Genomic DNA, 8,399 nt, shown 5'->3' with positions numbered 1-8,399 from the left:
TGGGCGTCCGTGGGGTGAGCTATGTCGCCCCTGTGAGTTAAGTTAATGGGAGATACCGATATGGGAATTCCCATAACGGAATTAATTCAAATAGTTAGGGATGCCAGCCGCAATGTGTGGATACGGATGTGATAGGAGTGATTGCGGTGGCAAATATGGAATACCCTATGTTGAATAAAGGGTATTAGGCTATTCAGTCATGACCACAATACCAGCCACTTTCTGCAATCTGGCATTCGAGCGAAAAGATTTCATCTTGGTAATCCGTAATGACTTGCTCTATCGCTTGCTTCTGTTCAGTCGTTAAAGAATCCCAGATTTCAATAATGGGTTTATCGTGATGTGACCACTCTCTACCTATTGGACATTCATTAGCAGCAGAGGTATTAACGTTTTGTTTTTCTGCGCTAATATCCAATGTCTGATTTAACTTTTGGGGAACGCATGAAAGATCACCTATTATCACTTTTGGCGTGCCAGCCCTATCGTGAATAATAACCTTCTTATGATGTAGTTCCATACACTCTCCTGTAAGGATTCTCTATGAATACAACTATCTTTGATAGACTTTTTGCACAAAATGATAGTACATATCAATCGATAATGGCTATATGTGAAAACAGTACACCGTTAGTGACAGTTTTAACGCTGCATTTAACATGTGAAAGTTTTTTGGAAGCTTATATTTGTGCTCGTTTGGGTATTGAGGATTTGTTTGCTGAAAAACCTAATAATACAAATAATGTTAAATTCAGAATGTCATTTGAACATAAGTCCAAACTTGCTCAAAGGTTAGGGCTACCCCGTGAGGCATATGATGCATTTGAACAGCTTAATCAGATTAGAAATCAGTTTGCTCATAAGTTGTTGCAATCAGATATTCCAGACAAACAATTAACAGCAATTGCGCGCCTAATCAATAGCCTCCCCAACCCTCAAGATGAGTTAAATTTAGAAGAAGAAGGTATCAAATTCTACGGCTCAGAAAGTACCGAGCCTTTCAAATTCAGATTCCAAGATGCAGCAACCCCTAAGCAAATAAAACTGGTGATCGCTTACTTTTCGCTAATTAGACGTGTTTCCCCATCAAGCAAAAATTAATTGCCAAAAAGCTAACCACCTTGATACATGATGGTGGTTAGCCACAAAAAAGGCCACGCCGGAGCGCAGCCCTGATTAAACTCTCCGGTATTTCCGGTGAGTTGGGTATTCTTTACACCATCCCGAGGTGTTGCTCGAAATGGTTAAAAACACAATTAATATATTGATTTTAAATGAAATTAAGCATTGATCAGTGCTGCCTGAGTTGAGTTGTAAAACCCTCGAATTCAGGGGAATTAAAATATTCCTCTAAACATCCCAGACTCTTGCGGGATTTTGAACTACTGCATTTTTTGCAGGAGTTGAGTTGTCAGCTCATAGTTGGATAACTATGATATTTTTTTGTCATCCATGATGAAACAGTCTAATTTGTAATCACAGATGCAGAGAGTAGAGAGCAGATCATGAACAACAATGCCCACACCCTAATTGGTCGCGCTGTTTGTCAATTACTGGAAACTGATTCGTTGATATGCAAAGAGGCGATCGTCGAGAAAATGAGCGATATTTTTAATTCTGAATATCAGGGAACCTATGACGCACTGTGCGAGAACTACAATCAGGCACTGAGGATACTGACACAATTTTAAATTCAGATACAAAAAAACCCCGCAAGTGCGAGGCTATGAATTCTTTTCTGTTTCAACGGATGCAATAACCCATCGTTGGAGTAACGATAGGCTATTTTTCCGAACAAATCAATATCTATTTACTATATATTTAAATATCTATGGAAATAAGCTCCCTCTTTGTTAAGTTTCGTAGTACATAATCGGCTCTGATTTCTTCCTTGAAACACTCCTCTACTAGTTGCTCAAATAGCGGCTGATACTTGTCGTAACAGGTGGTTTTAGATACTCCTGCTAACTCCCTAACAGCACTCCATACCTCAGTGAATTTGAGTCGGGAGTACCCTCGCCCCGAACATTTAGGGCAGGTTTTATAAACCGGAATACCAATTAATTCGGTTTGTTCCTTGTCCAGAACCTCCCCGCGCCCATTACAGCGACACGAATGGCTGACTGTTCCTTTCCCCTTGCAGGTTGGGCACGCCACTTTCACCACCTCTCTCACTTCACGGAATTTAGCGTATGATGACGGAATGATTTTCGCCCCCATACTTAAATTTGCTTCAACCAGCTTTCTTTCCATCCACGGGGTATAGTTCTTTGTAGTAAACACCTCCGCTTCAATAAACCCGCCGTCGCAATCAGAACACGGCTTCTTGCTGGCTGCACTCCTCGCATAATCCTGAAACGCATAATTTGCGAGTATTTGCAGAACATTTTGCTTAATATCCTCATCGAGTTTTGAAATTGCAGGGTGTTGGTGAACCTGCGTCAGCGCATACTGATAGAGACTCTCCACTGCTTCATCTGGGCTGTTGATCCCCTGTTTCGCCAAAAACAGTTCTATGCCCATCCTCGCCTGAGCGGACGCCAATCCTAGCGAGGCCATGACATCGGTAATTGAAAATGAATCGGTAGCTGTTGCGGCTGGAGAGTCACTAAATTGAATGGTTTTAGGTGAGAAATATTTCGGTAATGATTCTAAATTCATTTTAACCCCGGCAATACTGTGTGCCTGTTATCGTGACGTGTGGAATACATCACCCTCATCTGTTTTCGCCTGACCCATTGTTCGGTGAGAACGGACATTCCTGTGTCTCGCTGAACAACAGCAAATGACCGCCCTGTATCCCTGTGCCGATATCGTGCCCCCTCAATGGCTGAGGATAGGTCTGTGAAGATCATGCTGCCTCCCGTCTCAATCCCTTGAGCTTTTGCTGATACTCCGCTTTGATTGCCTTGCATTCCTCAATTGTCCATCGGTGGCGATCATGGTTGGATTCGACAGCTTCCACCTGCTCCAGACCAATGCGCCGGATTAACTCGACCCTGTACGGAACCAGATTCCCCGATTTATGCTGGTTACAGACAACGCACTGCTTATGGATGTTGCGCTCATCAAATCTCAGTTGTGCTGCTGCTGCCGTTGTCCGGTAATGACCCGCATCCCATTGGGCAGAGACAAACGTACCGCAGGAGACGCACGGTAAATCGCAGTCTCGCTCTCTGATGTAGGCATTTACGGCTTGCTGGGCTTGTTGAATCCAGTAACTGCGGGGTTTTACTGCTAGGCGTCTTGCTTTGAGTTTGTCGCGGGCTAACTTCTGCTTGATTGCATTGTCTTTCTTTCGTCGTCGTTCCAGTTCCTCTCGCTTCTTCTGCTCCTGCTTTTTACCTCTGGTTATTGCACATTGGATTGAGCAGGTATTTTGTAATTGTCGTTCCGGTTCGTACTGTTTACCGCAGATTTTACACGTCCTTTGCCTCAGCTTTGCCATTCCCCATTTCCCCATATTTTTCAAACCAGAACACGACAGGAGACAGATCAAACGATAATTTACCAAACCGTTGCGCCGCCCTCAGTGATTGCGTTCTGTGGATTGAGTTTTGTAATTGTCTGGTGATTATTTGTCTGAATGATTCGACATCTGAGCAGCTTTTGTAGAGATTACAGCTACGACAGGATGGCATCATATTTTCAATGGTGTCGTTTTCTGGATAGTGACATTGACCATCGCCGTATCTCATAACGGGTTCTCCGTGGTCAGCGTGCCAGCCAGCCGCTGGTAAATCACAGCCACAATATGCGCACCGACCGCCGAATTTATCCCTGATAACCGATCTCTGTTTTTTGGTTAGTTTCAGCGACGGCTTCTTAGGGGGCTCAACCTGAGACTCATTAGGTTGTAACAACTGATGATAGTGAGCCAACCATTTGTCTATTGCGGCGAGCGTATTTAATTTTGCCTTTGCCATCTATCCCCCTAACACCAGTCCCATAATCAGTGCAATAGCGAACCAAACGCCTATGTATGTGATGTATTTCATTTCTTCCCCTTAGCCCAATCAACCAGACCAATGATAGTGAGATACAACACAGTAAATGCACAGAACTCAGCAAACGTGAGTCTCAGCAATGCAGGTACAATATCCCAAGATGGCAACTGCCACTTTGCAATGCCGTAGACAAATGTGGTTACGAAATTGAATACCAACAACATAATCCCAACCAATGAAATAAATGCCCATTTTTTCACTGTTCCTGTTCCTTCTTGAGTCTCATATACTCGCTATCGTCAGGCACCGTCACAAAACAACCAATTTCCGCCGCCCATTGTTCAACCTGCTCCATGAATCGAAACATCTCGCCCGTGTCTAATCTGGACGTGTGTTTTAGCGTCCTGACGTGTTCAATCTCCTGAGTCCTCGCATCTATCCGATCAATCACTTCATAACCCAGAAAGGTATGCTTCAACATGTCCTTGACCATCTCTGGTGAATAATTAGCCCCTTTGGATTTCAGAAAATGACTAATCTCGCCAAACCACATATGTGCGGTAGCGTTCTGAGATGATGAGCGGGTGTTTTTCCACGGTTTGATGGTAATGCGGTGAGGTTGATTTGTTGCGAGAACGTCTTTGAGTTGTTGCCATGCTGCCTGTTTCGTTGATTCATGGAATAGAAAATTACATTCCATTTCATCCCCCGTTATTTTCTGCATACACAACCCAATCACCAACACCACGCCATTCACCATACCGAGAACTAACTCTGGTGGTGCTTTTTGTTATGGGGAAGTGAGCAAGAAAATATTTGATAATTGGAAGTGGCTCTTTGCAGTTAGAACAACGTGCAGCCCATCTGGTGAGACTAGTTGTTCTGACAACCGCAATCGACAATTGATACAGCAATCTGATAGCGGCTACTAATAATACCAGATTAAAAATTACCGCCGATAGGTATAAATACCACATCATTTCCCCTCCAATAGCATATCTGGAATTTCAACCTCGTCACCTAGCTGCGCAGCGACTACAGCGCGGCAGATGGCTAATTTTGGTGTATTACCATGTTGATATTCACCCATTAAATGCGGACAGGTTGCGTAATATTTCCATACGTCATTAACCAGTACATTGGTAATTTCCATCCTGAATATATCAATCAACTGCCCGCACGGCGCCCAATCAGTTGATGGCCTGAACGTATACCAATCTCCTGTTGCAAAAAAATAATCACTATTGGGCAGTTCTAATAAATAATCACCTATTCTGGAGCACTCTACACTTTTAGCGTCAGCAGCTAACGCCACCGCCCAATCCAACGCCCGGCCCGTAAGTTCACTCGTTTTTAGTTTCATTTTAAACCCTCCAGTAGTGCTAATCGATAAAATACATATCCTCGTGGATAGCACCGAACTACTTTACGATGCAGATGGCGATCTTTTCCGAGATTAAATGGGCGACATTGACGACGCTTCCACAGAATTGCGTCAATTTGCTGGTCATGAGGTGTATTTTCCCAATATTCGTCTTTGTGAAAAAAAATTGTGCCTTTCATTTCAAATTCTCCGGTGGTGTTGGAAATAGCTGCCAGTGACTAATTGCATTTAAATCCATGTATGTACCTGCTGACGGTATATAAAACCCACGCTCTTCATCCATTGATAAATATCCGCAGAAAACTCGACCAGATATCACAATCAGCACGGCTTCTATAGGTTCCGGTAATCTTTCATCGACACTTATCCAGCTCATCTCAAAAGTCCTTCTTGTGAGGTTTATCTTCGTTGCGCTTAGCTCTGCGCTCACCTTCAATCTGATCGATAGGAAGCAAGCACAAGCCTTTCTGCTCGATGTAGGTCGTTCCTGCCTTGCCGTGACGATTGAGGCGTAATATCAACTCAGTCAGTGTTTGATCTGACTTCTCGTGATAAACCGAATCGCGGTAAATACCCATCCAGTAATCACAATCCTGTTCAATCTGGCCTGTATCGCGGCTGTCGGATGGCATCGGGCGTTTGTTGGCTCGCTCTTCGATGTTCCTGTTAAGCTGGGTCAGCAGGACAACAACAGTATCGAGTTCTTTCGCCAATATTTTTAGTCCCTTAGTGATATTGCCGTAGGCGATGTCATTGCGATCTGCCTTCTCGGTCTTCATCAGGGTGAGATAGTCAACACCGATAAAACCAATCTTGCCGACCTTGCGCTTGATTTTGCGACACTGTGACTGGATGTGGGCGAATGACATTCCCGGCGTATCATCAATCCAGATGTTAGGCGTGTCTTTCAGTTCACCAATGGCCTTACTGAGTAGCGCCCACTCGTAATCATCATCAGCACCACCATATAGCATGTCGGAACTGATGCCTGATTTCTGGCTCACCATGCGTTCGAACAATTGCTCATCGGTCATTTCCATGCTGAACATCAATACCGGATCGCCATCGGCAGCAACGTTCTTTGCCATCTCGGTTAATACCGTGGTTTTCCCCATTTTCGGACGAGCACCAATAACAAATAGTGATCCATTGGGGATGTATCTGGGCGCCAGCATTTCGTCAAAATCACGGAAACCTGTCTTGAGTCCTTGATACTGTTCGGGATTATTAAATCTTGCCTCCAGTGTCTCGAAGAAGCGTTCAGCTATTTCGCTCATGGGTTTAAGTCCGGTCTTGTGGCCTGTAGAGCTATTTTCCGCCGCCTCACCGATCAGCCGCTGAGCCATGTCCATTTTCTCGGCAAAGGTAAGTGTGCTGGGTGTCATTAGCAAACGCTGAATTTCATTGGTTTTCTCTATGGCGTAACGCTCTGCGGCGGTTTCCTTAAGTTTCTTAGCGTAAGCTACGATGTTAGCCGTGCTGGGTGTGTTCTTGGTGATCTCTGCCAGATAGGCAAATCCACCTGTGTTGCTAGACTTTCCGGTATTCCGCAAACGATCATCAACAGTGAGAATATCAATCGGCTGGTGCCTGCCGTTCATGGTGCGGATCTCGGTATAAATCAGCCCGTGATGACGTCCATAAAAATCATCTGGGTTTAGCATTGAGAATACGTATTGGGAATTATCGCTCTGAGGGTCTAGCAGTAATGCACCAATAACACTTTGCTCTGCCTCGATGCTGTGGGGGACTTGGTTAATTCCGGTTGCGGTCATTGGCTCTGTCCTCTTTGACGGATACGTAGCATTGGTCGGTGATCAGGTAGTCTAAGTTTTTGGCTCTCCAGTAGCCGCCCTTGCCGTTGGGACTATCCTCCATCATCCAGCGACAATGCTCAGCGATGTAACCCAGATAGCCTTTCCAGTTATCCAGCGTGAACGGGCGTTGATGCTGGGTCAGGTACTCCTTGTTAGCCCTTTGCCAGAATGTACGCATCTTGGATTTTCTAGCGTCTCTCAGAACAGTGACCCTCGCCATTTCTGGCAGGATTTCGTGATAGACGTCGATCATAGCTTGGTAGGGAATGGGTTCTGACTTTTTAGACTGAGCTTTCTTGACCGGCTGTGGCGGGTTGTTTTCGTCAGAAAACTCACCAACATCGTTAGATGTTATATATTCTTGTTCTAATACTTTCTTACTCTGTTTGACCTGATTTGTTACCAACTTTGTTACCTGACCTAGCCCTGATGCCGCGTCATGACTGGGTTTGTTTGTTACCTGATTTGTTACCTCGTTTGTTACCTCAAAATTACCCTGATAATCAGTGTAATTTGTGATGGTGATCACTGTACCATGTCGGTTGCCACTGAACGTTAACATCCCGGCAGCGGAAAAGAATTCCAACATGTCTCTAACCTGTTTTGGCGTCTTCTCATTGCCTTTAGAATCTCTGAGTTTTCTGGCTAGAATGGAAATTTTTGTTACCAACTGACCAGACCCTAAATCCCATTGAATACCGCTAAATTCAACACTGCGGGGCTTGTATTGAGCCATTCCAATGAGTCGAACCCACAGGGCCAGTTTAGCGGCATCATTAGCCCACTCCGTGGACAGAAGACTCCTGAACAGTGCAAAGTGCCCCTGTTTTTGGTTTTCCATCCGTGTGCTCCTTGAATGTGCGTTCGCTCCAAAATCAGCGTATGCAACGTTACTCATCGTGTTTCCCTCCAATCAGCCCCTCGCGATGTTCCAGACGCAGCTTGGCATCTTCAAGAATATCGCGTAGCTTTTTGCTTCCCTGCTCGGAGACAGAGCGCGCCTCCTGATCACGAGCATTATTTTTATGCACTGCGCTGTGATTAAATTTCGTTTTCATGTATAATTACCTCTGTGAAATGTGTCATTGAGGGGAACCGCTAAAACTTTCCCCGTACTGTTAAATCGACATCTCAAGTTGCATTTCAGAAGCCTCAGTTGTTACCGCAACTGGGGTTTTTCTTTTTATCTTGCCTTTACGTTCCAGCGCCTGAATCAACCGCTCTGCGTGCTCGCCTTCAATGACCACTACT

At 44.7% G+C, this 8,399-nt stretch carries 16 protein-coding genes; 2 read left to right on the top strand and 14 right to left on the bottom strand.

The features are described 5' to 3' along the window. Positions 1–193 precede the first annotated feature (193 nt). Positions 194–520: a hypothetical protein gene (locus H8A87_RS19035; RefSeq protein ID WP_198691460.1), complete on the bottom strand. Its 327-nt coding sequence runs from the start codon at positions 518–520 to the stop codon at positions 194–196. A gap of 23 nt (positions 521–543) precedes the next feature. Here H8A87_RS19035 and H8A87_RS19030 point away from each other — a divergent pair, with 23 nt between their 5' ends. Continuing rightward, on the top strand, positions 544–1,101 hold the full coding sequence (locus tag H8A87_RS19030; protein WP_198691459.1) for a hypothetical protein: 558 nt from the start codon (positions 544–546) through the stop codon (positions 1,099–1,101). 404 nt (positions 1,102–1,505) lie between these two features. Further along, entirely contained in the window at positions 1,506–1,691 is a 186-nt protein-coding gene (locus H8A87_RS19025) for a hypothetical protein (RefSeq protein ID WP_198691458.1), read from the top strand. A 130-nt stretch (positions 1,692–1,821) separates the two neighbouring features. Here H8A87_RS19025 and H8A87_RS19020 read toward each other — a convergent pair whose 3' ends face one another. From H8A87_RS19020 to H8A87_RS18960, 13 genes are all read right to left on the bottom strand, one after another. Beyond that, complete coding sequence (locus H8A87_RS19020; protein WP_198691457.1) at positions 1,822–2,661, bottom strand: antitermination protein; 840 nt, start codon at positions 2,659–2,661, stop codon at positions 1,822–1,824. Then, complete coding sequence (locus H8A87_RS19015) at positions 2,658–2,855, bottom strand: hypothetical protein (protein ID WP_198691456.1); 198 nt, start codon at positions 2,853–2,855, stop codon at positions 2,658–2,660. The genes H8A87_RS19020 and H8A87_RS19015 overlap by 4 nt, the downstream gene beginning before the upstream one ends. Continuing rightward, positions 2,852–3,448, bottom strand: coding sequence for a recombination protein NinG (locus H8A87_RS19010; RefSeq protein ID WP_198691455.1), 597 nt, complete (start codon positions 3,446–3,448; stop codon positions 2,852–2,854). The genes H8A87_RS19015 and H8A87_RS19010 overlap by 4 nt, the downstream gene beginning before the upstream one ends. Continuing rightward, positions 3,420–3,926, bottom strand: coding sequence for an HNH endonuclease (locus H8A87_RS19005; protein WP_332460403.1), 507 nt, complete (start codon positions 3,924–3,926; stop codon positions 3,420–3,422). Before H8A87_RS19005 ends, H8A87_RS19010 begins: the two co-directional genes overlap by 29 nt. Positions 3,927–3,994: 68 nt before the next feature. After that, positions 3,995–4,207: a hypothetical protein gene (locus H8A87_RS19000; RefSeq protein ID WP_198691454.1), complete on the bottom strand. Its 213-nt coding sequence runs from the start codon at positions 4,205–4,207 to the stop codon at positions 3,995–3,997. Continuing rightward, on the bottom strand, positions 4,204–4,647 hold the full coding sequence (locus tag H8A87_RS18995) for a YbcN family protein (RefSeq protein ID WP_198691463.1): 444 nt from the start codon (positions 4,645–4,647) through the stop codon (positions 4,204–4,206). The genes H8A87_RS19000 and H8A87_RS18995 overlap by 4 nt, the downstream gene beginning before the upstream one ends. 1 nt (position 4,648) lies before the next feature. Beyond that, positions 4,649–4,927 carry a hypothetical protein gene (locus H8A87_RS18990; RefSeq protein ID WP_198691453.1) on the bottom strand — a complete coding sequence of 93 codons (279 nt, stop codon included), beginning with the start codon at positions 4,925–4,927 and terminating at the stop codon, positions 4,649–4,651. Beyond that, positions 4,924–5,310, bottom strand: coding sequence for a phage protein NinX family protein (locus H8A87_RS18985; RefSeq protein ID WP_198691452.1), 387 nt, complete (start codon positions 5,308–5,310; stop codon positions 4,924–4,926). The genes H8A87_RS18990 and H8A87_RS18985 overlap by 4 nt, the downstream gene beginning before the upstream one ends. Beyond that, on the bottom strand, positions 5,307–5,510 hold the full coding sequence (locus H8A87_RS18980) for a hypothetical protein (RefSeq protein WP_198691451.1): 204 nt from the start codon (positions 5,508–5,510) through the stop codon (positions 5,307–5,309). The genes H8A87_RS18985 and H8A87_RS18980 overlap by 4 nt, the downstream gene beginning before the upstream one ends. After that, positions 5,507–5,707 carry a DUF551 domain-containing protein gene (locus H8A87_RS18975; protein WP_198691450.1) on the bottom strand — a complete coding sequence of 67 codons (201 nt, stop codon included), beginning with the start codon at positions 5,705–5,707 and terminating at the stop codon, positions 5,507–5,509. Before H8A87_RS18975 ends, H8A87_RS18980 begins: the two co-directional genes overlap by 4 nt. Position 5,708: 1 nt before the next feature. After that, the gene (locus H8A87_RS18970; protein ID WP_232370371.1) at positions 5,709–7,106 is read right to left on the bottom strand and encodes a replicative DNA helicase; all 1,398 of its coding nucleotides are present in this window, start codon (positions 7,104–7,106) and stop codon (positions 5,709–5,711) included. Next, on the bottom strand, positions 7,087–7,989 hold the full coding sequence (locus tag H8A87_RS18965; RefSeq protein ID WP_198691449.1) for a replication protein: 903 nt from the start codon (positions 7,987–7,989) through the stop codon (positions 7,087–7,089). The genes H8A87_RS18970 and H8A87_RS18965 overlap by 20 nt, the downstream gene beginning before the upstream one ends. 49 nt (positions 7,990–8,038) lie before the next feature. Continuing rightward, positions 8,039–8,206 carry a hypothetical protein gene (locus H8A87_RS18960; RefSeq protein WP_198691448.1) on the bottom strand — a complete coding sequence of 56 codons (168 nt, stop codon included), beginning with the start codon at positions 8,204–8,206 and terminating at the stop codon, positions 8,039–8,041. Positions 8,207–8,399: the final 193 nt, after the last annotated feature.

The sequence above is a fragment of the Xenorhabdus lircayensis genome, from assembly GCF_016306625.1.
GTDB lineage: Bacteria > Pseudomonadota > Gammaproteobacteria > Enterobacterales > Enterobacteriaceae > Xenorhabdus > Xenorhabdus lircayensis.
This window is presented reverse-complemented; position numbering and strand designations above follow the sequence as displayed.

What these genes read in the sequence shown, in the direction of transcription:
- H8A87_RS18970 (WP_232370371.1), bottom strand. Translation starts at nt 7,106, where the DNA reads ATGACCGCAACCGGAATTAACCAAGTCCCCCACAGCATCGAGGCAGAG.
- H8A87_RS18960 (WP_198691448.1), bottom strand. Translation starts at nt 8,206, where the DNA reads ATGAAAACGAAATTTAATCACAGCGCAGTGCATAAAAATAATGCTCGT.
- H8A87_RS18990 (WP_198691453.1), bottom strand. Translation starts at nt 4,927, where the DNA reads ATGATGTGGTATTTATACCTATCGGCGGTAATTTTTAATCTGGTATTA.
- H8A87_RS19005 (WP_332460403.1), bottom strand. Translation starts at nt 3,926, where the DNA reads ATGGCAAAGGCAAAATTAAATACGCTCGCCGCAATAGACAAATGGTTG.
- H8A87_RS19020 (WP_198691457.1), bottom strand. Translation starts at nt 2,661, where the DNA reads ATGAATTTAGAATCATTACCGAAATATTTCTCACCTAAAACCATTCAA.
- H8A87_RS18965 (WP_198691449.1), bottom strand. Translation starts at nt 7,989, where the DNA reads ATGGAAAACCAAAAACAGGGGCACTTTGCACTGTTCAGGAGTCTTCTG.
- H8A87_RS19035 (WP_198691460.1), bottom strand. Translation starts at nt 520, where the DNA reads ATGGAACTACATCATAAGAAGGTTATTATTCACGATAGGGCTGGCACG.
- H8A87_RS19030 (WP_198691459.1), top strand. Translation starts at nt 544, where the DNA reads ATGAATACAACTATCTTTGATAGACTTTTTGCACAAAATGATAGTACA.
- H8A87_RS19015 (WP_198691456.1), bottom strand. Translation starts at nt 2,855, where the DNA reads ATGATCTTCACAGACCTATCCTCAGCCATTGAGGGGGCACGATATCGG.
- H8A87_RS18995 (WP_198691463.1), bottom strand. Translation starts at nt 4,647, where the DNA reads ATGGAATGTAATTTTCTATTCCATGAATCAACGAAACAGGCAGCATGG.
- H8A87_RS19025 (WP_198691458.1), top strand. Translation starts at nt 1,506, where the DNA reads ATGAACAACAATGCCCACACCCTAATTGGTCGCGCTGTTTGTCAATTA.
- H8A87_RS18985 (WP_198691452.1), bottom strand. Translation starts at nt 5,310, where the DNA reads ATGAAACTAAAAACGAGTGAACTTACGGGCCGGGCGTTGGATTGGGCG.
- H8A87_RS19010 (WP_198691455.1), bottom strand. Translation starts at nt 3,448, where the DNA reads ATGGCAAAGCTGAGGCAAAGGACGTGTAAAATCTGCGGTAAACAGTAC.
- H8A87_RS18975 (WP_198691450.1), bottom strand. Translation starts at nt 5,707, where the DNA reads ATGAGCTGGATAAGTGTCGATGAAAGATTACCGGAACCTATAGAAGCC.
- H8A87_RS18980 (WP_198691451.1), bottom strand. Translation starts at nt 5,510, where the DNA reads ATGAAAGGCACAATTTTTTTTCACAAAGACGAATATTGGGAAAATACA.